Source organism: Dyadobacter sp. HNCC25DJ183 (assembly GCF_056895175.1).
This window is the reverse complement of sequence record NZ_JBXHAP010000009.1, coordinates 88067-110473: the sequence shown is the minus strand read 5'-3', so window position 1 is coordinate 110473 and position 22407 is coordinate 88067. Positions and strand designations below refer to the sequence as shown.

The following is a 22407-nucleotide window of genomic DNA, read 5'->3' as shown; positions in this document are numbered from 1 at the left end:
GTCGCGCTGTTTAGGTAACTACTGACAACCGTTTCCATCCAGCCAGTACACTTTCCCTTCTTTTCTCAGATCAAGATCCAGCGTTTCGGCGATCACCGAAAGCGTGGCATCGAGCGGTTCTTTCTCGAATCTGATCGTAAGGCGGCATTGCGCGATTTGCTGGTTGCTGAGGCGAACATCTACATGGTAACCGTCGCGGATCGTGTTGATTACCTCGTTGAGGTTGGCTGCATTGAAATCGAAAACCTGTGTGCGGTAACCAATAATGTTCATGTTCGCCTGCAAGCTCCTGATAGAATCGGCAGATACCTCTGCGCCTTCGCCTTTTACAAGCTCGATTTTTTTCGAAGCTTTGCTTACCTGTACTTTGCCGGTCGCCACATCCACGCGCACAGGCGATTTTTCATAGGCTTTTACATTGAAAGAGGTTCCCAGAACGCGTATTTCGGTACCATTTGCATTGATTATAAATGGATGAGCCTTATCCGGTTTCACCTCAAAAAATGCTTCTCCCTGCAACGAAACCGTTCTCAAATCCCCATTAAACTGCTCCGGATATGTAATGGAAGAATTGTAGTTTAAGAACACTTTGGTACCATCAGGCAGAAGCTGCTCTTTGGTATTGTTAACCGTAGAAACTGTAAGCGGCTCAGCATTTCTGTTTTTGATCAAAAACCAGCCAAATGCGAGCGCAAGTAACGCAACTGCTGCCGCGGCCAGGATCGTCGTCGGGAATCTCCGCTTTGCAGCCGGTCGCTGATCAAAGCTGATCTGTCGGGCGTCGCGGGGCACTTCCAGTGGCACGCTGGTTTCGCGTACCTCGTCCATTCTCTTCCTGACTTTCTTCCAGGCGAGGTCGGTATCCACTTTCTTGCGCGGCACGGCGGCTGCGTGCATCCAGATAAACCGGTAAGCAGCCAGTTCCTGCTGATGAACGGGAGAGCTCGCAAGCCACATTTCCACTGCATTGATCTCGTCTTCGGTTGCGGTTTCGCCGAGGTACCGTGCCAACAGCTCTTCCGATATGTTTTCATGAAAATCGCTCATGGTAACTTTCCGGTTAGCTGTTCAACAATCATATATAGTGCCCACCACATGGAAGGAAGGTAATCGGCCAGTTCCAGGCGGAGCATTTTCAGTGCTTTTCCTATTTGGTTTTCGACGGTTTTAATAGATATACCGAGTTGGTCGGCTATTTCCTGGTATTTAAGTTCTTCGAAGCGGCTCATCCTGAATGCTTTCTGACACTGTTCGGGGAGCTTGCGTACTGCGAGTTCAATCCGCTCCTCCAATTCATTCGCGTGGATTACCTCTGTTACCGATTCGTAGGATTCACTTGAAACATATAAGGTATGCTCGCGGTGCACTTCCCGCACGGATGCGTGCTTAAACCTGTTCAGACAATGATTATGAACGGCGCGGTACAGGTATGATTTCAGTGAAAGGGTAATTTCAAGATCCTCGCGTTTCTCCCAGATATTCACGAAAACGGTTTGCACGACTTCCTCGGCCTCCTCCTCGTCTTTGAGGAGAGAGCCTGCATAACTGCAAAGGCGCGGATAATACTGGCGAAAGGTCTTTTCAAAAGCCTGTTCATCGCCCCGCCTGATTGCAGCAACTATATCTGGATCGGAAGAGTACACCGATATCTGTTTTTGATTTTCGGTCAAAAATAGATAATCTCTTCCGATTAGCGGTTCCGGATATGTAAGAGCGGTTGCTGTCAAGTCTTAATTCTTTTTAACAGGACAACCTAACCGAGCGATACCCCCATTGAAAAAGAAATTTTTTTGCGGAGATAGGGGGATATGGGGGCGGTACTTGTCAATGCTCCATCAAGTCATCATTTATTAGCTATGAAAAAAGTCATTATCTCCGTTTTCCTGGCAGCTTTTTGCCTTCAATCCTGCGTTTACGTCGAATCCGACGACAATATTCCGCCTCGTGGAACAAGTACGCGCACTTACGATTTCAAGAATTTTGACGAGTTGGAAATGGGCGATGCATTCCGGGTAAATGTAGTCTCAGGATCCTCATTCGCTGTCTCGGCCACCGGCGAGCTGAACGATCTCGACGATCTCCACATTTTTGTACAGGATGGAAAGCTTGTGGCCCGTTACGAAGACTACAGTCGTAACAGGAAAAGAATGGACATCGACATTGTGATGCCGGATATCGAAGAGGCCAACTTTTCCGGCGCAGTGCACGCAGGTATTGAAAATTTCGAAAATCTGCCTTCCCTGAAAATCGAGCTTTCAGGTGCGTCGCAATGTGAATTTGATGGATCAGCGCGAGAAATGGAGTTCAATCTTTCAGGTGCGTCGAAGTTGAATTTATTCGGTGAAGCCAAATTCCTCGACGGAGAATTGTCCGGTGCGTCGCAGCTTTTCGCATTTGGCCTGCCGGTGGAAGAATCCGATCTGGACTTATCAGGCGCGAGTAAGGCAGAAATTTTTGCTACCAAAAAGCTGGTTGTGGAAGCAAGCGGAGCAAGCCAGGTCCGCTACAAAGGAAATCCTGAAATCCGGCAGGATTTGTCGGGCGGCAGCACATTGCGGCCCGAATAGGCTCACTTGATCATTCCGTATCTGGCGCGTGCCTGGCTCTTTGACATACCGTCAAAATGCCACCATTCAGTCGTATTTACGCGAAATCCTGCCTCTGTCATTACTTTTCTCAGGAGCTGACGGTTCTCAATTTGCCGGACCGTCAGCTTTCCTGCACTTAACATCTGCTGCTCCGAACGCGGATAGGCAAGCGGACCAAAAAAGTCGAATTTGGTGCCCATATCAATCGGCTGCCCTCTTTCATCAGCTACTGTCAGGTCTATCGCGCAACCGAAGTTGTGGTTTGATCCGATCTTCGGATCGGCCACGTACATTGTTTTCTTACCTGGCGGAATTTTCAGATCGTCCAGCGCATACCATAGTGCGTATTGTGCAGTATTGGGCCGGGCCGCATCGTAGACGAGCAACTTGTAGCCGGGCTTTAATTTGGCGAGCGATTTGCTTGCATTGCCGAGCCTGCGCGCCATTTCGGGTTGGAGATAAGCGCGGGTAAGCTCGCCGTAAATGTCCTTTTTCAGGAAATTGTCAGTAGTGGAATATTTAAGCTCGACCAGTATGTTGGGGTCAGTCTTCTGAATATTTACAAGTCCCTGGCTGATCATTCTCCGCTCAACTTCGGGCAGATCTGATTGTGCGAAAAGCTGGAATGAAATAGCGAGTGACAGGATTAATGTACTTTGTATTTTACCAAACATAAAAAAATGAATACCTCTGCGAGAAAATGCAAAGATATTCATTTGAGATAACCCCGCTCGTAAAAGCGGCATATACTGTGATGCCGGGGCCTAGTACCTGTTGATATTGATGCTGGTCAACCCGCCTTCGAAATTGATGGTAATTTTCTTGGATGAGCTGCTGTAACCTGCCGAGCGGTACAATCCGTTGCTCACTTTCTCTAAACCTTCAATGCTCTTTGCATTCAGCGCACCGTCAATTTTGAGCTCGCAGCCTACTGATTCGGGGATATCGATGGTAACAGAGGCTACGCCAGCTTCTATGTCAATATGTGAACTGGCCAGCTTGTCGCCCATTTTAATGTCCATATCTGCGACTCCGGTACTTACTTTCAGTTTTTCAACTTTGTAGTTACTGAAATCAAAGTTGCCTTTCCCTGCTCCGATCCCCAGATCGATGTTCCAGACAGGCTTTTCGTTGAGCTGGATTTTGGCCTGGTTTGAGATTTCGCCATTCTTGATCTTCACATTTCCGTCTTCCATTTTCAGGTTCACCGTTGCCGAATTTTCAAGCTTGTTTACGGAAGTATTTGACAGAAAGCCTACAATGTTACTCTTGGTATTGGCCTCAAAAAGCTTGGCAGTATTTCCTTCCAGCCTGAATGAACCCGCTCCGCCTTCGAGGTTGAAGTTGGCCTTCTGGATAAAATCCTCCATTTCATATTTGTAAGATCCATTGATTGGCCGGCCATTACTACGCTCAGGACGCTCGCTTTGATAATCTTCATCCTTGTCATTGTTGTCTTCCTCGTCGCCATTATGGTGCTCATCGTGATAGCTCAGATCTTCATCGTCGTGGTCGTAATCGTCCCAGCCGAAGTTCCAGTTGTTGCTGTGCCTGTCAAATGCATTGTTGGTTTTGTTCATGATACCACCAAAAACGGCCAGTGTGATCAGCAACGCCACAAGGCCACCTGCGCCAGACTGGCGATCCTTTCCGATCGCGAGCAAAAGAGCGCCTGCCAGGATCAGCAGCACGGGCCAGAAGGGAAGTATTTCATCCCAGTTCACGTGCAGGACGTTCAGGTTACGGAGCAGCCAGATCATTCCGAAAATGATCAGAACACCGCCCCATACTATGCCTCTTGAATTTTTCATGTTCTAGATATTTGATCTGTTTGAGATATCTGAATGAAGGTAATTGCGCAACAAAAGCAAACCGCCGGTTGTAATCAGGATAATCGGCCAGAAAAAGCGTCCAAAGTCGAATGCGGTTAATTCTTCTACGAGAAACAGCGAGCCTGCAACAATCAGGATAACGCCCCAAAAGATGTTTTTAAAGTTCATGGCTATGTTTATTTAAATGTAATTCTGTGAGTTTGAAAAGCTGCATCAATTTACTTTAATGATCGGATCGTCGCCATCGGCTTTCGGTGATTCAGGATCTTCCGGGAAATGCGGACCGGAACTTGTTCTTGGCGTGTTAAATGGCGTATAAGGCTGTGGCTCAGGCTCCGGGCTTACCGGTGTGATCGGGTCAGCCGGCGGTGGCGTTGTCGGGTATACTGTATTCGATTTGCTCTCATTCTGCTTGTCACGCTGACGAAGGATCAGGAACGCACCAATCGCGATGAATGCAACCGGCCAGAAATATCTTTTAAGCTCATACCAGATCGGGAAATCGTCCAGCAGCATTACCGCACCAAATACAACCAGCACTCCGCCGAGGATCATTACCGTTTGATCCGACGTTTTCTTGTTGAATAGTGGTTCGGGAGCTCCATTGGGATCCGTAGTGGTACCGTAGTAAACAGCCGGTCCGGTAGGCAGTACCGCCCAGAGAATGATGTAAATCAAGCCTGTCCAGCCAAAGCTCGGTGGAATGGGCAGCAGCAGCATTACTACGAATAATACCCTGATAATTACAACATCTATCTGAAAATATTGGGCAAGTCCGGAAGCTACTCCTCCAAAAACAGCTTGCTCAGGGATGCGGTGCAATTTCTTTTCCATTGTTAGTTTAGCGTTTATTTGTATTCAAAGGTAGTGGGTAATACAAGATACTGTAAACCGGGAAAGTATTATCGGTAAAACGACGTGTTAAGCGGATATTTTCAGTGAAAACGAAAAAATAGGTGGGATAAGTAATGCTATTGTTCTTCCAGTGCTTCCAGAATGTCCATCATACTGCCGAAATCCTTGTAGCCAGGCCGGATTTCTTCGCTGCCGCGCAATGCAATTCCTACATTACCAGGCAGGTTGTTCAATGCAGTCAATGCAAATTCATCGTCAAAACCAAAGCCCACCAGGATAGGGTGCTCGCTGGCAAGTGCGGGTAAAATTTGCAGCCAGTTGTTGGTTAATGGCGCATTTTCGTCACTTTCCAGCAGGAAATGCGAGGCAGCACCTTCGTACCTGTCCAGCAGTGACTGGATTTCGTCAGCTTCATATAAATCCACGCTGATTCGCAGGATAAGCGGCAGGCCGAGTTCGCTTTTCATGTAGCCCAGCAAACCGGAATGTTCCACCTGCACGGCGTGGACGGGATAGTTATTCAGTTTGGCAAAAATGGATTCTGCATTGTTGTCCGCAGTTTCGGCGACCAGTGTAACGCCGGCGAGCCAGGAACATATATCTTCAAACTTCTTAGGTGAAATGTAATTGGGAGAATCTTCATCAATAGAAAAACCAAGCATTTCGACTCCCATTCCGGCGCAATAACGAGCATCGGATAAATTGGTAACATTGCTGATTTTTACTGTTCTGGTTAGCATTGGTATGTACTGATGTTCAAATATTAGTTAATGTTTCAACTTCCCGGAATAAAGTTGCTCAACAGGAAAAATAAGATCCCAGTCTTTTCCCCAAACAACATTTCCCCGCTCGATTTTAAATTTCCTGAAATGCTTTAAATCCTTGTATTTGTCAAATTGAGGATGCGAGTTGTAGGTTAGAAAGTCTTCAAAATCAATGACTTTTTCTGTATTGTCAGAAAACTTTACCAGTAATCGGTAATCTGACAAATAATCCGCGCCAGTAACTGTAAGAGTCAGAGTCATATTCGCTTGGTGATTTTGGTGCTCTTTATCTTCTTTCTTAAAACAAAATAATCAGTCCATTTGCTGACAATTTCCTCCGTATATATCTCAACAATTTTCTCTGCGTCACGCAGCTGGGCCGCGGGCAAAGGCAGCTTTCCTGTGGATTTTCGAATCTCAATCTTCTTTAAAGCCCCATTTTCAAAGTAGAACTCGAACACGCTTTCGAATTCGTTGTAAGAAATATGTACATGAATGGGAAGGTGTTCATTCGAATAGAAATAAAACACAAGTCCGAAATATTCCAGAATTTTTGGCATTGGATATAGTGGTGTATAAAGCTCAAAACTAGCAAAAAAGATCCGCAACTGAACAAAAAAGAGCACCAGGAGATACCGGTGCTCTTTTTGTAAATGCAGCTAATGCGGCTCTTACTTCGCCGAAAACTTGTATTTCGTTGTAGTCTCGTAAGTGTCGCCTGGTTTCAGGACAGTTGAAGGAAACTGTGGCTGATTGGGAGAATCAGGATAATGCTCTGTTTCGAGGCAAAAGCCGAATCTCTTGGTGTAAGTAGCGTTTTTGCCTTTCAATGTTCCGTCCAAAAAGTTACCCGAATAGAATTGAACAGCAGGTTCTGTGGTGTAGACTTCCATAAACCGGCCGCTTTCAGGCTCTTTGACAGTAGCGAAAAGCATTAAGCCAGGCTCTGTTCTTTTAAGTACCCAGCAGTGGTCATAGCCGCCGCCATTCTTGATCTGTTCGTCTTCTGTTTTGTTAATCCCCGCGTTAATTTTCACTGGCTTACGGAAGTCGAAAGGTGTGCCTTCCACTGCTCTCAGCTTTCCGGTAGGAATTAGCGTGGCGTCCACGGGTACAATGCTGTCGGATGCAAGGGAAACTTCGTGATCGAGGATATCCCGTTTCAGTCCCGTCAGGTTAAAGTACGAGTGGTTTGTCAGATTAAGTACGGTTGTCTTGTCGGTAGTAGCTCTGTACTTAATGGTCAATGCATTGTCATTGTCCAGAGTGTAAGTAACTTTCACATTGAGGTTGCCGGGATAACCTTCTTCCATATCCTTGCTCACGTATTCCAGCTGAAGTCCCACAATCGAATCTTCCTTGATCTCGGTTGCATTCCACAATACTTTGTCAAATCCTTTTTCACCGCCGTGAAGCGAGTTCGGACCATTGTTGATCGCGAGTGAATACTCTTTTCCTTCCAGGGTAAACTTGCCTTTCGCGATCCTGTTACCATAACGTCCAACCAGCGCGCCGAAAAACGGGTGCCCGGCCAGGTACGGTTGCAATGAGTCAAAACCAAGTACTACGTCGGTCCATTCCCCTTTTTTATCAGGTGCAGTCAGTTTGGTAATAATACCGCCGTAGTTGGTAATGTTGACGGTCATCCCGTTTCCGTTTGTGAGCGTGTACAGGTCTGCTTTCTGACCGTCGGGCAGTTCGCCAAAAGTTTCTTTGGAAATTGTGCTTATCATTTTTTCTTCCTTCTTTGTTTGAGAGCAGCTGAAAATGCCGAAGCCGACCAGTGCGGTGAGTAAAATGGGGAGTTTTTTCATAATAAAAGGTTAGAAGTTTGCGTCAGTAAGTTTCGGTCAGCTGATAATTTCCTCGGTACCGTCCGTGATTTTTACGCGATAGCAGGGTAAATCAATGTTGTATTCTTGTTTGTAAGCCTGTTTCATTTGTTCTTCAAAGGCTGCTACCGCATTTTTCTTTACCAGATTAATGGTACAGCCGCCGAATCCTCCGCCCATCATCCGGGCACCGAGTACATTTTCATTGTCGCTCGCTTGCAGAACCAGGAAGTCCAGTTCGGGACAGCTTACCTCATACTCGTGTTGAAGACCATCGTGGGTTGCATACATTTTTTTGCCAAAATCCACCAGATTGCCTTGTACCAGCAGATCGCAGGCATCTTGAACGCGCTGTATTTCCTCGGTGATGAATTTGCACCGGCGGTATACCACATCACCCAGCTCGTCGCGGTGTGCTTCTACGAGCGAGGGAGTTGCGTCGCGTAAACTGCGAACTGCCGGATCATATTTTTGCAAAATGGAAACTCCTTTTTCGCATTCGAGGCGGCGGGTGTTGTACTCAGAGCTTGCGAGTGAATGCTTTACGCTGGTATCGCAAAGTACCAGCAGGTAATTGTCCATTGGGAATGGAAAATATTCGTATTCCAGTGAGCGACAGTCGAGCCGGATCACCTGCTCCTGCTTTCCGAATGCAGATGCGAACTGGTCCATAATCCCGCATTGCACGCCCACATACTCATTCTCCGCCTTTTGCGACATTTTCACTACACTGAAACGGTCCAGTCCGAGGCTGAAAATTTCATTTAACCCAAAAAGGAGACAACATTCCAGTGCAGCAGAGGAGGACAATCCGGCGCCTACCGGAACATCGCCGCCGAATGCCGCCTGAAAGCCGCCTATTTTCAAGCCTTTTTTATGGATCTGCTCAATAATACCGATCTGGTAATGCGGCCAGGAAGCTGCTGGTTTGGAAAGATCGTCGAGGGAGAAAGAGTACGTTTCATCAAGATCTGCTGCATACAGGATCACCTGTTCATCTTCACGCGGACTGATTACGAAGTACACAGCCTTATCAACACTCGCGGGCAGTACAAACCCATTGTTATAGTCGGTATGTTCCCCGATCAGGTTAATTCGTCCCGGTGACCTGAAAACTCTTACCTCATTCCCGGTACCGAATTTTTGGAAATACTTATCCTTAACTGCTTCTGATATATTTGATTCCGAATCTGTCATTGTAGGTTTTTATTAAAAATCAATAACCTCTGAAAAGGTCAACTTCATTGGCCGGGCTTCCTCCGTTTTCTATTGCAAAAATGTTATTGAGGAATAAATCTACTTTGCCCATATGCTCATTCCTGTGGCCGCCGCCGGTATGTTGTGTCAGGATCACATTCGGCATTTTCCAGAGCGGGTTATCCGAGGGAAGTGGTTCCAGCTCGGTAACATCCAGCACCGCACCGTCCAGCTGTCCTGAATTCAGCACCTCCATCAGTGCTTTTTCATCTGTGGTACTGCCTCTTCCCACGCTTGCGTACACGCTCGTCTTTTTCATTTTGGAAAAAAACTCGGCATCTGCGAAATGGGTAGCTGTGCCAGGCAATGTATTGACTACCAAATCCGCATTCGGAAGTTCTTCCAGCAGTTCTTCGCGGCTGTGCAGGTCGGCGTCGGGGGAGGTGCGCGCCATCATGTGGGTCGTACAGCCAAGTCCTTTCAATATCGCATTTACTGCCTGCCCGATCGTGCCGGCGCCGAGTATGATCGTATTTTGGTTATAAAGCAATTTCAGGTCCGTACGCAGTTTTGATCCCACCCATTCCGATTTTTGTTTGAGCAGCGTGAGTGTATCCAGTCCCCTGTACAATGCAAGTATTCCTCCCACAATAGTTTCGGCGCACGGACGCGCAAACCAGTCGCCCATATTCGCCACTTTCACACCCTCCGGAAGAGGAATAGTACTGTATTGATCAAATCCTGCCGAATCGAGCTGCCAGAATTTCAGCTTCTCCGGTTTTTGGTTAAACCATTCTCCCGGCGGGTTACCCAGGATATATTCGGCCCCAAGAAAGTAACTCATTGCCTCGTCCTGGCTCGTACTATCTGTTCGGTATCGGATCGTGTGCTCAGGCAAAGTTTCGGTCAGCTTACTCCTTAGTGAAGCGTCCAGCGTAGCGTGGCAGTAAATAGTCATTTTATTTCGTGGTTTGAAAAGCAAGGTAAAATGATTTCTCTGAATTCTGATTGGCAGGGCAAACTAGCCCTTCCCTTTCCTGCGGTCCAGGTCGGCTAAAATCTTGGCAGCCCTCGACTTGAATGCAGCACTTTCAAATGAAAGCCGCTCTTCGATTGCGAATTTTAGCTCCGTTCTCAGCTCGGGATAAATGCGGGAAAGACGATGCGCGATTGTAAGCGAAAAAGCCCGCACCGCAATTGCAGACTGCCTGTCCTGAATAATCCGGAACGCAGTTTCAATGAGTTCCGCATGAAATTCTTCCGGGACGGGTACACATTCCAGAATGCGCGCACTGTTCCGCAGCACTGCATTATGTACATCAGTGCGTCCGAGCTGTTGCACGAGCGTTCCTGTAAAAGGTTGTACCAGCTCAGCGTTTTTACGTGCCGCAATGCTCAAACTGTGTGCAGCCCGTTGTACAAGCAGCGGATCTTCCGACAAAAAACACGCGAACAATTCGCGAAAAGTCTCCGGCGAAGACGCAGCATATTCTGCAATAACAACTGCTTGTTGTTTGCTTAACCGCTCGCCTGCCAGTAATTCAGCTTTGATTTCCATCTTATCTGAAAAGAAAGAATGCTCCGCTTGACGGCAGAGCATTCAAAAAAGGAAAAGAAAGTGGATTTCTATTTGTTGTCGCCCACCATATCCTCAGGTTTTACCCAGGCGTCAAACTCATCAGGGGTAAGGTAACCCAGTGCAACAGCCGTTTCTTTAAGTGTTGAGCCGTTTTTGTGCGCAGTTTGTGCGATTTCTGCTGCCTTGTAATATCCGATCCTGGTATTCAATGCGGTTACCAGCATCAATGAGTTATTGACGTGTTTTTTAATGTTTTCATGCAGCGGTTCGATACCTACTGCGCAGTTGTCATTGAAAGAAACACAGGCATCGCCGATCAGCCTGGCTGAATGCAGGAAGTTGTACGCCATTAAAGGTTTGAAAACATTCAGTTCAAAATGTCCGTTTGATCCGCCGATACCGATTGCCACATCATTACCCATTACCTGCGCAGCTACCATCGTGATCGCTTCGCATTGTGTCGGGTTTACTTTGCCCGGCATGATCGAGCTTCCCGGCTCGTTATCCGGAATATGGATTTCTCCGATTCCCGAGCGCGGGCCTGACGAAAGCATGCGGATATCGTTTCCAATTTTCATCAGACTTACCGCTACTGTTTTCAATGCGCCGTGTGCTTCCACAATCGCATCGTGTGCAGCCAGGGCCTCAAACTTGTTTTCGGCAGTTATAAATGGAAGACCAGTGAGCGTGGCAATGTGACGCGCCACATTTTCTGAATATCCTTCCGGTGTATTAATTCCCGTACCTACTGCTGTTCCGCCCAGGGCAAGTTCAGAAAGGTGGGCGAGTGAATTATAGATAGCACGAAGTCCGTGGTCGAGCTGGGAAGCATATCCGGAAAACTCCTGGCCGAGTGTCAGCGGAGTTGCATCCATAAAATGCGTACGACCGATTTTAACCACATTCCTGAAAGCTTCCGCTTTTGCTTTCAATGTATCCCGCAGCTTTGTAATGCCGGGAATGGTTACGTCCACGAGTATTTTATAGGCTGCAATGTGCATTGCAGTCGGGTAGGTATCATTTGAAGACTGTGATTTATTCACATCGTCATTCGGGTGAAGGAACTTGGTTTTATCAGCCAGCTCGCCGCCCTGCAACACGTGCCCGCGGTAAGCAATTACTTCATTGCAGTTCATATTGGACTGCGTACCCGAGCCGGTTTGCCACACTACGAGCGGGAACTGGTCGTCGAGCTGCTCGGTCAGGATTTCGTCGCAAACCTGTCCGATCAGATCGCTTTTTTCCTTTGGCAGCACGCCAGCCTCGTAGTTCGTAATCGCCGCGGCCTTTTTCAGGTATGCAAATGCCTTGATAATCTCTTTCGGCATTTTGTTGATATCCTGTGCAATCGGGAAGTTTTGGATTGAGCGTTGCGTTTGAGCACCCCAGTATACATGAGCGGGTACCTGCACTTCGCCCATGGTATCTTTTTCTATACGGTATTCCATTTTATTTTTTTAGTAGGATAAAAATGAATTGGATTGAAAGGTAAAGTTAGGTTCGGGCTTTTAGTTTTTGTTGTTTTTTGAAGGATAAATGTTAAGCTCTTTGAAAAGAATGGTTAGATTGGCGGCCTTCAAAAACGAATATAAGCTGCAATGGTACCCAAGATCAGTATCTATCCCGACTACAATGCAATGAGCCAGGCGGCTGCCGACCGTGTGATCGCACTCCTGACCAGAAAGCCCGATTCAGTCATCTGTTTGCCTTCGGGGAGCACGCCGCTTGGGATGTTCCGTGCATTGGCAGCAGCCAACCAGAAAGGAGAAGTTGACTTTTCTAAATGCATTTACATTGGCCTTGATGAGTGGATCGGTCTGGGTGCAGGTGACGAGGGTAGCTGCCGGGACCTGCTCGATAGAGATTTTCTGAAACCAATTGGTTTTCGTGAAAACCAGGTTGTGTTTTTTAATGGAAAAGCAATGGACCCGGAGGCTGAATGTACCAGGGTAAACAAGATAGTGGAAAGCTTCGGCGGACTCGACCTGATTGTTCTTGGAATAGGAATGAACGGGCATCTGGCATTGAATGAGCCGGGAACACCCTGGGATACCTATGCGCATATTTCCGAGCTTGACCCGCTGACTGCCGAGGTCGGACAGAAGTATTTCAACAAACCCACTCCGCTCACGGGGGGGATCACTGTTGGTATCAGGCATATTCTGGAAGCAGAAACAGCCATTCTGATTGGCTCAGGAGGTGCAAAAGCCCAGGTTATCGCACGTGCATTAGCTTTCCCGGTAACCGCCGACTTTCCCGCTACCGTTTTGCAAAACCACATGAATGCAGAGTTTATCCTGGATGAAGAGGCAGGAAGCGGATTGAAATAAATAGCAAAATGTGTTTAACTTTATATATCATGTTAATATAAGTTATTGCAAATGGAAGCTGTATCGAAAGATAAGGAAAGAATTATGCTGGATGTCTCGGTAACTAGCACGCAAAAGGATGCATTGATGACCATACTAAGAGCTTTGGATATTGAAGTGAAGGAACACATCCTATTGGAGGAAGAAGAGGATTTAGCACTTGGAATTGCTATGGAAGAGGGAAGGAAAGAAGGGATTGCTGACTCAAAAGAAAAACAGGAATTCGAAGCTTACCTCTTTAGTAAGTAATATGGAGTATGAGTATGCAAAATCCTTCATCAAAGATGTAAAGAAACTACCTGTGGAAGTCAAGGTGCAGTTGCAGGGTTTGGTTGACAAGATCCGGTTGGCCCATAGGTTTGAACAGGTTACCAATGTTAAGAAGATGAAAGGGTTTTCAAATGCCTTTCGTATCCGGATTGGAGACTATCGGGTTGGTATTTTCGTTGAGGGCGACATTGTGATATTTACAAGAATACTACACAGACGAGAGATATACCAATATTTTCCATGATTAAAATGGCTTCAAAAAATCACTTTTGGAGCCATTTATTTTTGGGTTAAAAAGATAAAATATCCCTTGCTCGGAAGAAATTTTCCTCGTTTCACTTAAATAGCGGCGCATTTTTCCGGCGCGGTCTTTCCTTTCTAAATTTGACCAGTTCTTTGTGAACGCCCGTCAATCGGGGTAGTGGTTTTGCTTTTGGAACCCTCAGCCAAATACAGCAAACTAAAAAGGAACCGTGTGCAAATCACGGGCAGTCGTGCTACTGTAAATATCAGTTCCGGAATATAGGAACAAGTTTTTACCCAGGTGTCCCATTATTGTAAATGTCCATTTAAAAGGCATGTGCGACGAGAAGGGCGGTGAAAATGATATAAGCCAGGAGACTTGCCGCTACTCTCAATGTCCATTCTCTCACGGTTGGAGGCTGGTCAGGCATTGATTTACCAGACATATTTCAAAGATGAACCTGCGAGCAGACTTGGCGCTGCGGCCGGGCAATCTCACTTGTGTTACGTACCGGTTAAAGTCGGGACGGGGGTGTTTTCAAAGGGTTTTTATTAACTCTTAAACACAAATGCTATGTTATCACACAATCTCGGCTACCCGCGCATCGGAAGTCGGCGTGAACTGAAAAGGGCCAGCGAAAAGTTCTGGGCAGGTAAAATCGACCGCGACGAATTGCAGAAAGTCGCACGTAAAATCCGTCATGAAAACTGGAATGCGCAGAAGGCGGCGGGTATCAGCCTAATTCCGTCCAATGATTTCTCATTGTACGATCAGGTACTCGACACTTCGCTGATGGTAGGTGCAGTACCCGAACGTTACCACCAGCTGATCGATGGGAAGTCGAACAAGGAACTTGAACTTTACTACGCCATGGCGCGCGGATACCAGCGCGACAATCACGATATAAAGGCAATGGAAATGACGAAGTGGTTTGATACAAACTACCATTACCTCGTGCCGGAGTTTACCAAAAATCAACAGTTCAGAAGGTATTCCGACAAAGTGCTGCTGGAATTTGAAGACGCATTGCAAAAGGGAATTTTGACAAAACCAGTTTTGCTGGGCCCGGTTACCTACCTGTTGCTGGGGAAAGAAAAGGAGGAAGGCTTCGATAAAATTGATTTGATTGAAAATCTGCTGCCGGTTTACATTTCTGTTCTGGAAGAGCTCGCCGCAAGAGGCGTGGAATGGATACAGCTCGATGAGCCTGCATTGGTACTTGACCTGTCGGCAAAGCAACAGAAAGCTTTTGAATCAGCATATTCCGAAATCAGAAAGGCAGTTCCCGGATTGAAATTGCTGGTTGCGACCTACTTTGGCGAATTAGATGATAACGTAAATACCGCTGCCGGCTTGCCGGTAAATGCATTGCACATTGATCTGACAAGAGGCGCCGGATCCTTTACAGCTTTGCTGGCTCACAAAGACTTTGTAGATTCTGCACGCCTGCTTTCGCTGGGCGTTGTTGATGGGAGAAATATCTGGAAAAATGACTACTCCAAATCGCTGGCATTCATCGATCAGGCGGCTGAGGTACTCGGGAAAGACCGCCTGCTCATTGCGCCTTCCTCATCGCTGCTCCATAGCCCGTGCGACCTCGAACTGGAACAGGATGAAACGGTTCTAATCCCGGAGATCAAAAACTGGATGTCATTTGCAAAGCAAAAGTTGTCGGAAGTGACCGAAATCGCCCGACTGGCGGAGATAAATTGGAGTACTGATCCCGCATTCATTGCTAACCAGGAGACAATTGAAAGCCGCCGCAATGCCACTTTGATCCATAAGCAGGAAGTGAAGCGCCGCCTTTCGCAGGTAAATGAAAATGATTTTAACAGGCAAAGTAGCTTTTCGGAAAGGCAGCAGATACAACTGGAAAAATTGAAGTTGCCGATGTTTCCTTCAACAACGATTGGGTCATTCCCCCAAACTGACGAAGTACGTTTGCTACGTGCTAATCTGAAAAAGAATGCATTGACTCAGGAAGAGTACGAGAGCCGCATCCGGGAAGAAATCATTAGCTCGCTGCGCTGGCAGGAGGAACTTGGAATTGACGTGCTGGTACATGGCGAGTTTGAGCGGAATGATATGGTCGAATATTTTGGTGAGAGCCTGTCGGGTTTTGTTTTTACGCAAAATGGCTGGGTACAAAGCTACGGCAGCCGCTGTGTGAAGCCGCCTGTTATATATGGTGACGTGGAGCGGCCGGAAGCTATGACGGTCAAATGGTCGGCATTCGCACAGGCCAACTCTGAAAAGCTGGTCAAAGGAATGCTCACAGGCCCGGTTACGATTTTGCAATGGTCGTTTGTACGCGACGATCAGCCCAGGAAAAACACTGCATTTCAGATCGCGCTGGCTATTCGCGACGAGGTAGTTGATCTTGAAAAAGCGGGTATCAAAGTAATACAAATCGATGAACCGGCTATTCGGGAAGGGCTTCCATTGAGGAAGGCTGATTGGTCGGGTTACCTCAAATGGGCGGTTGACGCATTCAGGCTCAGTGCTGCCGGAGTGGCCGACCAGACGCAGATCCACACGCATATGTGTTATTCAGAGTTCAATGATATCATCGATTCCATTGCGGCAATGGACGCGGATGTCATTACAATTGAAACTTCGCGGTCGCAAATGGAGCTGCTGGACGCATTTGCAAACTTCAATTACCCCAATGAAATCGGCCCTGGCGTGTACGATATCCACTCACCGCGCGTACCTACTGTTGACGAGATGGTGCTTTTACTTGAAAAGGCATTGAAAGTCATTCCAGCCAGAAACCTTTGGGTTAATCCGGACTGCGGCCTGAAAACCCGAAAATGGCCTGAGACGGAGGCTGCTTTGCGAAATATGATCCTGGCAGGTAACTTGCTGCGAGAAAGATACGGGTAGTTGGATATTGTCATTTGGGTCATTAATTGTCATTGATTGTCATTCTTTGTTATCAGAGACCAAGAAGGCAATCAATGACCACAAATGACGACAAATGACAATCAATAACAATCAACGACCAAACTCAACATCCCCCACTAACTTAAAACCAAGTACAATTGAACATCCAGGAAAAAATCAAAGCTTCGGAAACGCGCGTTTTTAAAACCGTTTTCCCAAATAATACAAATCACTACGACACACTTTTCGGAGGAACTGCATTGTCGATGATGGACGAAGTTGCATTCATCGCAGCCACCCGTTTTTCCAGACTCCGGTGCGTTACCGTATCGTCTGACCGCATTGATTTTACGCACCCGATCCCCGCTGGAACGATCATCGAGCTCGTTGGCAGAGTGGAGACTGTGGGCAATACCAGTATGAAGGTTCGGGTTGATATTTTTGTTGAAAAGATGTACGAGGAAGGCCGTGAAAAGGCAGTAACAGGCATTTTTACGTTCGTAGCACTCGATGAAGATCACAAGCCGGTCAAAATATTAAGCTGAATTTTTACCAATTAATCGCGTTCTTTGGTAGTTATATTTTGGCACACATGCAAAAACAGCAGGAGTACATTTCTCAACTTGATGGGCTGAGGGCATTTGCAGTTGCCCTGGTTGTCTTGTTTCACTGGTTTCCCGAGGGTGAGGGTATCAATGTAATTGCAAACGGTCCGGTGGGAGTTACATTGTTCTTTGTTTTAAGCGGTTTTCTGATCACGCGGATCCTGCTTGCGAGCCGGAATTACCTTGCTTCTCACGGGCTTGCTGCTACTTACAAGAATTTTATGCTGCGGCGTATGCTGCGCATTTTTCCGCTCTATTATCTCACATTACTGGTAATTTGGAGCATCCGGTACATTGATTTTTTTCCAAAAATCCCGAGTCAGCTTTACTATAATCCTGCTTACTACCTGCTTTACATTTCCAACTTCCTGATCGAGAAGCTCCACGATTGGTCTGACGTGCTTTCTCCATTCTGGTCGCTGGCGGTTGAAGAACAGTTTTATATATTCTGGCCTTTTGTAGTGTTGACAGTACCTCTGCGCTACATGCGGGGAACGTTGATCGCCACGGTTGTGCTGGGTATTGCCTCCCGGGCAATTCTGGGTTCTTTCGGATACAGCGAAGGAGTGTTGATGCCAACCTGTCTTGATGCATTTGGTTTGGGAGCTATCTGGGCTTATGTCAGCTATTTCGACAAATCAGTAGTTAAGTTCCTGAAAACCCTGAATGTACTGGCTGTAATTGGGCTCGGTGTATTTCTGTTTATCTGTTTTAATAACGACGAATCCTGGCTGAAAACGTTGTTTTTCAGAACTTCCATGTCGCTTTTCTGTCTGTACCTGGTTGCCAAAGCGAGTTATGGGAAAGGTTTTCCCTCTATCATTGGAAGTATCCTCGATAATGCATTTATGAGGCACATTGGTCGGGTGAGCTACGGACTTTACGTGTACCACATGCTGGTACCGACACTTGTCGTACCTTTTATCGTGAAGGTACTTAACCGCTACCTGCACATCACGCTGACTTTCTCAGAGAACTCCCTTAAACTGGTTAGCCTGGTTGTCCTCATTTTGCTGGCGACAGCTTCCTGGTACATCTTCGAGGCGCCATTTATCAAGCTCAAAAAGTACTTCCAGCTAAGTCGCGTGAAACCTTCTGCTACTGTCAGTCCTGTCTCGGAATAGATTTCAATCGCGCATTCCTTTGTGTTTTTCCATTTAATAGCTTGCATTCGCCGATCACTCATTTGACCCAGCGCTGTATCTGACTCCGACTAGTTTTGGAGATCATTATAATTGTCAGCATCGCCGAATGACTTATTCAAGGCAAATTTTCCTCATAGCTACGTACTGTATTATACTGCTGTTACTAACCGAAGTTCTGTTGCGGTTAGCCTTGACTTGCTATGAATTCGACTTTTTCCGTCCCTCTGATAGTATCTACAATAAGTTTTACGCCAGTCTTAAACCACTCATACGCGCAGAAATAAAAAGTGATGATCAAGTCAAAGATATTCTGATTTTGGGAGGTTCAGTAGTCAGTCCAGCCTGGTCTCGCCTTGAAACACGTTTGGATAGCATTTTGACTAAAAGCTATCCTGGTCATTGTAACTTTTCAGTTTACAACGCAGCCATGCCGGCTCATACTTCACTTGATAACCTGTACAAATATCAGCTCCTGGAAAAACAGCGGTTTGATCTGGTTATATTCTATGAGGCAATTAATGAAACCCGAGCCAATAACATAGCCATAAAAGATTTTAAGTCAGACTATTCACATATTAAATGTTACGAGGAGATCCGCCTCTTACGCGCACATCCGGAAATTAATTGGTCCGTCATTCCCTATCTGATTGACAAGGGGGTGCATGAAATAAGCGATCTCATTAGTGGAAAAGAGTATATCAATTATCAGGATGTTGATAAGAGGTACAAGGCTTTTGGTGCAGATATCAAGACTGCCGCATCTTATCGCGATAACGTTACTGGCATCATTAATCTTGCATCGCGTCGTGGTGACAGATTGCTCTTACTTAGCTACGCGCATTTCTTTCCACCAAGAGCAAAACTAACAGGTGATTCTACCGATGGTGCCCATTTCGCAAAATGCAGATTTGCTACTCCGGTAACACTTTGGGGCGATCCGGACCAAGTGCACAAAGGAATTGATGCTCATAATAAAGAGCTAATCAATCTCAGCCACAGAAACTCAGTTCTTTTCATGGATATGGAAAATGCGCTGCCGCAAGAACCTGCGCTTTTCTGTGATGTTTGCCATTTGAGCGAGGCAGGTGCGCAGCGGTTTGCAAAAGAGCTGGCAAGCTACATCATCAGTAAAAAGATACTTGACTGAATAATTAACCTAACTATCAGCTTATTACACACACTTGATGAAGATTTTAGGCATTTCCGCTTTTTATCACGACTCTGCTGCCGCGTTGATCGACAATGGTGACATTGTAGCCGCGGCGCAGGAAGAACGGTTTACAAGAAAAAAGCACGATCCATCTTTTCCCTCCAATGCAGTCAGGTTTTGTCTTGAATATGCAGGATTGTCTGTGGATGAGCTGGATGCAGTTGCTTTTTACGATAAACCTTTATTGAAATTTGAGCGGCTGCTTGAAACCTATTACGCTTTTGCGCCAAACGGCTTGCGGTCTTTTCTGACGGCAATGCCCGTTTGGCTCAAAGAAAAGATGTTTTTGAAGAGGTTGATCAACGAGGAACTGGTTAAGCTGGGGTACAGCAAAAAGAAGAAGCTGAAACTCGTCTTTCCCGAACATCACCTGTCACATGCAGCCAGTGCATTTTATCCGTCACCGTTTAAAAAAGCAGCCATTCTTACGATCGATGGCGTAGGGGAGTGGGCTACCGCTTCTATCTGCAGCGGGGATGGAAAAGATATCTCCATTCTCAGAGAAATGCGCTTTCCGCATTCACTCGGCCTGCTCTATTCTGCATTTACCTATTTTCTAGGTTTCAGGGTCAATTCCGGTGAGTACAAACTGATGGGACTGGCACCTTATGGAAACGCGGCCTCGTCAGATATACAGAGATATGAACGGCTCATCCTAAGTGAGTTAATTGATTTGAAAGAAGACGGTTCGATCTGGCTTAATCAGGAATACTTCGATTATGCTACTGGCTTGAAAATGGTCAATGAAGCAAAATGGGAATTCCTGTTTGGAGTCAAAAAAAGAGACCCCGAGGATTCTCTGGAAGCACAGCACTGCAATCTGGGTCTGGCAATTCAGAACGTAACCGAGCAGATTGTTCTTAAGATGGCAGCCGAAGCGAAGCGGCTTACAGGCGCGGAATACCTGTGTCTCGCGGGCGGAGTAGCATTGAATTGTGTGTCAAATGGGAAGCTGCAAAAGTCGGGGATATTCAAGGATATCTTCATCCAGCCTGCGGCCGGAGATGCGGGCGGTGCTCTGGGTGCTGCACAAGCTGCTTACCACATCTATTTTGGTTGTGAACGAGATATTTCGTGGACCGGTGACGCATTGCAGGGTTCTTATCTGGGTCCTACATTTTCGGACCTGGAAGTTGAACTGACGGCGAAGAAATACAAAACGGTCTACACTCATTTTCAAAAGTTCGAGGCGCTCACTGCCCAGGTAGCTGCTATTCTGGCAGAGGGCAATGTAGTGGGTTGGGTACAAGGAAGAATGGAGTTCGGGCCGCGCGCTTTGGGCGCGCGCAGCATTCTGGGCGACCCGAGGAATGCAGAAATGCAGAAGAAGCTCAATCTGAAAATCAAATACAGGGAATCCTTTCGTCCGTTTGCACCTTCGGTACTTGCAGATGAATGCGCTGACTTCTTTGATTTTGATGGCATATCTCCCTATATGTTGCTGGTGCATCCTGTCAAAGAGCGCCTGCGAAAATCCGTGCCGGCAAACTACGCATCAATGGATCTTCGAGAGAAGCTATATTATCAAAGATCAGAACTCCCCTCGATTACGCACATTGATTATTCCGCAAGAATTCAAACTGTACATAAAACAACCAACCCGCGTTACTACGACCTGATCCAGGCATTTAAACAATTGACTGGCTGTCCGGTACTTGTAAATACCAGCTTTAACGTACGTGGAGAGCCCATTGTTTGTACTCCAAATGATGCTTACAGATGCTTTATGCGCACTGAGATGGACTATTTGGTGGTCGGTAATTATTTGTTTGACAAAAAGCAGCAACCGGAATGGACTGAAAAGGACGGGTGGAAAGAAGAGTTTGTACTGGATTAACCCTCATGCAAAATGGCTCAAAATAATGGCATCTAAAATCTTTACCAGTGTTGTCCGCATCTTGTTCCTGGGATTGCTGTTTGTATTCCTTTTTTACCCCGACAAGTTTTCTATCAAATTTGATTACCCCGGTTATCCGCAAGCCGACAGCTGGCACGTGCGGCTGGCGAAACTCGCATGCTGGTTCCTGTTAATGGTTGAGCTCATCCGTATTTTCTACTATGGCGTGGTTAAGCGGAATGCAAAGGAGCTAACTGCCCGTGTTGCTACAATTCTTACAACCCTTGTTCTGGTGTTGATTATTCTGGAAATGACATTTATGTACATTCCGCAAAGTCATGAAGGAGTGCTTTCAAAAGCTTCACAGATCTGGTGGGAGAAATACTGGACACCCGTAAACTCGCTGGGTTACCGTGATAACGAAATCAAGAATGAGAACGGCAAAAAGAAAATCCTTGTGATCGGAGATTCGTTTGCGGCTGGCCACGGCCTGAATAATGTGAATGAGCGCTTTTCGAATATCCTGGAAGCGAAACTCGGAACAGACAGGTACACAATCTATAACCTTGGAATGTCAGGTGCGGATACCCGCGACGAAGCAAAGCGTTTGTACGATTTTCCTGTTAAGCCTGACATTATCATTCTTCAATATTTCCCCAATGATATAGAAAAGGCTGGCCGCGATAAAGGTCTTTTGCTGACAGGAGCAGAGCCTTATGCAGATCTCAAAGGTCCAATGGCGACGATCATAAAGCGGTTTTATTTGCCCAATTTCATTTACTGGCAACTTCCGCATATCGGTGTAAGCACTTTTGAAAATTTTGTGCACGCAGCATATACGGATACCACAGTCCTGAGCACACACCTGAAAGACCTCTCAGCAATGCTTGCCTACCGTGATTCTACAAAAGCACAGATGTACGCAGTCTTCATACCATTCCTTTTTCAAGTAGATAAAAGCGCTGGTGAAACCAGAGCTGTGGTAGAATACCTGCAGTCAAAGAATGTAACAATCGTCGGCATTAACGACGGGATCAAAAAACTACCGGGGAAGGAAAGAGTGGTTGGTGAAAATGATGGTCACGCGAGTGCGGCGATCAACCAGCTCATTGCCGATAGGCTCTACGCAGCCATTAGCAAGCATTAACTGCTTTGGAAGCGACTGCAATACAGCATACATAAATTTAAAACGAC

Annotated in this window: 24 protein-coding genes and 1 riboswitch; of the genes, 10 read left to right on the top strand and 14 right to left on the bottom strand. The window is 46.5% G+C overall.

What is annotated here, in order from left to right:
* Positions 1 to 18: 18 nt before the first annotated feature.
* Entirely contained in the window at positions 19 to 1047 is a 1029-nt protein-coding gene (locus AC1XTG_RS22105) for a FecR domain-containing protein (RefSeq protein WP_484843474.1), read from the bottom strand.
* Positions 1044 to 1670: an RNA polymerase sigma-70 factor gene (locus AC1XTG_RS22100; protein ID WP_056286562.1), complete on the bottom strand. Its 627-nt coding sequence runs from the start codon at positions 1668 to 1670 to the stop codon at positions 1044 to 1046. Before AC1XTG_RS22100 ends, AC1XTG_RS22105 begins: the two co-directional genes overlap by 4 nt.
* A 186-nt stretch (positions 1671 to 1856) precedes the next feature.
* Between AC1XTG_RS22100 and AC1XTG_RS22095 the strand changes: the two genes are divergently transcribed.
* Positions 1857 to 2567 carry a head GIN domain-containing protein gene (locus tag AC1XTG_RS22095; RefSeq protein ID WP_484843473.1) on the top strand — a complete coding sequence of 237 codons (711 nt, stop codon included), beginning with the start codon at positions 1857 to 1859 and terminating at the stop codon, positions 2565 to 2567.
* Between the two features lie 2 nt (positions 2568 to 2569).
* Here AC1XTG_RS22095 and AC1XTG_RS22090 read toward each other — a convergent pair whose 3' ends face one another.
* The 12 genes from AC1XTG_RS22090 to fumC all read right to left on the bottom strand — a co-directional run bounded on the left by AC1XTG_RS22090 (position 2570) and on the right by fumC (position 12095).
* Positions 2570 to 3262 (bottom strand): M15 family metallopeptidase, encoded by a 693-nt coding sequence (locus AC1XTG_RS22090; RefSeq protein ID WP_484843472.1) that lies wholly within the window; start codon positions 3260 to 3262, stop codon positions 2570 to 2572.
* Between the two features lie 90 nt (positions 3263 to 3352).
* Positions 3353 to 4399, bottom strand: coding sequence for a LiaF transmembrane domain-containing protein (locus tag AC1XTG_RS22085; protein ID WP_056285855.1), 1047 nt, complete (start codon positions 4397 to 4399; stop codon positions 3353 to 3355).
* Between the two features lie 3 nt (positions 4400 to 4402).
* Entirely contained in the window at positions 4403 to 4588 is a 186-nt protein-coding gene (locus tag AC1XTG_RS22080) for a LiaI-LiaF-like domain-containing protein (RefSeq protein ID WP_056285850.1), read from the bottom strand.
* A 45-nt stretch (positions 4589 to 4633) separates the two neighbouring features.
* Complete coding sequence (locus AC1XTG_RS22075; protein WP_056285846.1) at positions 4634 to 5254, bottom strand: PspC domain-containing protein; 621 nt, start codon at positions 5252 to 5254, stop codon at positions 4634 to 4636.
* A gap of 137 nt (positions 5255 to 5391) precedes the next feature.
* A complete protein-coding gene (locus AC1XTG_RS22070) occupies positions 5392 to 6015 on the bottom strand; it encodes a hypothetical protein (RefSeq protein ID WP_056285844.1) in 624 nt (207 codons plus the stop codon).
* A 27-nt stretch (positions 6016 to 6042) separates the two neighbouring features.
* The gene (locus AC1XTG_RS22065; protein ID WP_056285841.1) at positions 6043 to 6300 is read right to left on the bottom strand and encodes a DUF2442 domain-containing protein; all 258 of its coding nucleotides are present in this window, start codon (positions 6298 to 6300) and stop codon (positions 6043 to 6045) included.
* On the bottom strand, positions 6297 to 6599 hold the full coding sequence (locus AC1XTG_RS22060) for a DUF4160 domain-containing protein (protein WP_056285840.1): 303 nt from the start codon (positions 6597 to 6599) through the stop codon (positions 6297 to 6299). The genes AC1XTG_RS22065 and AC1XTG_RS22060 overlap by 4 nt, the downstream gene beginning before the upstream one ends.
* A gap of 111 nt (positions 6600 to 6710) precedes the next feature.
* On the bottom strand, positions 6711 to 7853 hold the full coding sequence (locus AC1XTG_RS22055) for an aldose epimerase family protein (protein WP_484843471.1): 1143 nt from the start codon (positions 7851 to 7853) through the stop codon (positions 6711 to 6713).
* Between the two features lie 36 nt (positions 7854 to 7889).
* Positions 7890 to 9068, bottom strand: coding sequence for a galactokinase (galK, locus tag AC1XTG_RS22050; RefSeq protein ID WP_484843470.1), 1179 nt, complete (start codon positions 9066 to 9068; stop codon positions 7890 to 7892).
* A gap of 19 nt (positions 9069 to 9087) precedes the next feature.
* Entirely contained in the window at positions 9088 to 10026 is a 939-nt protein-coding gene (locus AC1XTG_RS22045; protein ID WP_484843469.1) for a D-2-hydroxyacid dehydrogenase, read from the bottom strand.
* Between the two features lie 63 nt (positions 10027 to 10089).
* A complete protein-coding gene (locus tag AC1XTG_RS22040; protein ID WP_484843468.1) occupies positions 10090 to 10626 on the bottom strand; it encodes a hypothetical protein in 537 nt (178 codons plus the stop codon).
* A 68-nt stretch (positions 10627 to 10694) separates the two neighbouring features.
* Entirely contained in the window at positions 10695 to 12095 is a 1401-nt protein-coding gene (gene fumC, locus AC1XTG_RS22035; protein ID WP_484843467.1) for a class II fumarate hydratase, read from the bottom strand.
* 150 nt (positions 12096 to 12245) lie between these two features.
* Here fumC and AC1XTG_RS22030 point away from each other — a divergent pair, with 150 nt between their 5' ends.
* From AC1XTG_RS22030 to AC1XTG_RS21990, 9 genes are all read left to right on the top strand, one after another.
* The gene (locus tag AC1XTG_RS22030) at positions 12246 to 12977 is read left to right on the top strand and encodes a 6-phosphogluconolactonase (RefSeq protein WP_484843466.1); all 732 of its coding nucleotides are present in this window, start codon (positions 12246 to 12248) and stop codon (positions 12975 to 12977) included.
* A 51-nt stretch (positions 12978 to 13028) separates the two neighbouring features.
* Entirely contained in the window at positions 13029 to 13265 is a 237-nt protein-coding gene (locus AC1XTG_RS22025) for a hypothetical protein (protein WP_484843465.1), read from the top strand.
* A 1-nt stretch (position 13266) separates the two neighbouring features.
* Positions 13267 to 13530: a type II toxin-antitoxin system RelE family toxin gene (locus AC1XTG_RS22020; RefSeq protein ID WP_484843464.1), complete on the top strand. Its 264-nt coding sequence runs from the start codon at positions 13267 to 13269 to the stop codon at positions 13528 to 13530.
* Positions 13531 to 13691: 161 nt separating this feature from the next.
* Positions 13692 to 13930: riboswitch (cobalamin riboswitch) on the top strand.
* Between the two features lie 173 nt (positions 13931 to 14103).
* Positions 14104 to 16416 carry a 5-methyltetrahydropteroyltriglutamate--homocysteine S-methyltransferase gene (gene metE, locus AC1XTG_RS22015; RefSeq protein ID WP_484843463.1) on the top strand — a complete coding sequence of 771 codons (2313 nt, stop codon included), beginning with the start codon at positions 14104 to 14106 and terminating at the stop codon, positions 16414 to 16416.
* Between the two features lie 158 nt (positions 16417 to 16574).
* A complete protein-coding gene (locus AC1XTG_RS22010; protein ID WP_056285819.1) occupies positions 16575 to 16961 on the top strand; it encodes an acyl-CoA thioesterase in 387 nt (128 codons plus the stop codon).
* 47 nt (positions 16962 to 17008) lie between these two features.
* Positions 17009 to 18145, top strand: coding sequence for an acyltransferase family protein (locus AC1XTG_RS22005; RefSeq protein WP_484843462.1), 1137 nt, complete (start codon positions 17009 to 17011; stop codon positions 18143 to 18145).
* 199 nt (positions 18146 to 18344) lie between these two features.
* Positions 18345 to 19313 carry an SGNH/GDSL hydrolase family protein gene (locus AC1XTG_RS22000; RefSeq protein WP_484843461.1) on the top strand — a complete coding sequence of 323 codons (969 nt, stop codon included), beginning with the start codon at positions 18345 to 18347 and terminating at the stop codon, positions 19311 to 19313.
* Between the two features lie 37 nt (positions 19314 to 19350).
* On the top strand, positions 19351 to 21213 hold the full coding sequence (locus AC1XTG_RS21995) for a carbamoyltransferase family protein (RefSeq protein WP_484843460.1): 1863 nt from the start codon (positions 19351 to 19353) through the stop codon (positions 21211 to 21213).
* A 25-nt stretch (positions 21214 to 21238) separates the two neighbouring features.
* Positions 21239 to 22360 carry an SGNH/GDSL hydrolase family protein gene (locus AC1XTG_RS21990; protein ID WP_484843459.1) on the top strand — a complete coding sequence of 374 codons (1122 nt, stop codon included), beginning with the start codon at positions 21239 to 21241 and terminating at the stop codon, positions 22358 to 22360.
* Positions 22361 to 22407 lie beyond the last annotated feature (47 nt).